This is a genomic window from Flavobacterium sp. SM15, assembly GCF_022012335.1.
GTDB lineage: Bacteria > Bacteroidota > Bacteroidia > Flavobacteriales > Flavobacteriaceae > Flavobacterium.
This window is the reverse complement of record NZ_JAKLTO010000036.1, coordinates 1-307: the sequence shown is the minus strand read 5'-3', so window position 1 is coordinate 307 and position 307 is coordinate 1. Positions and strand designations below refer to the sequence as shown.

The 307-nt window shown below is 40.4% G+C and carries 1 protein-coding gene; it reads right to left on the bottom strand.

Features of this window, described 5'->3' with window-relative positions; genetic code table 11:
• Positions 1–307 (bottom strand): type IX secretion system membrane protein PorP/SprF (locus LZZ90_RS14010; protein ID WP_237791326.1); only part of this gene is annotated, 307 nt, incomplete at both ends.

Below are 307 nucleotides of genomic sequence, written 5' to 3'. Positions count from 1 at the left end.
GGAATCTTCCAAACGATACGTTAACCCAGCCTCGAATTTATTGTACAACAACGTGTTTAACGACAAATCCAATGAAGTTGGCGCATTAAACGAGGATTTTACCATCGCAAACGGCTTTAACTTCATGTTCTGGTTGATGTCAAACACATAGCCTCCCGTTACAAAGTAATGCGACTCTTCCGATCCAAACTTTCTTCCGTTAAAATCAAGGTGTTTCGACTTTAACATGTTCGGAACCGAAGCCCCAATGTAGTACTTCTGAGTGTAGAAAAACAAACCAGCTCCCACATTCAAAAACGTATTGTTT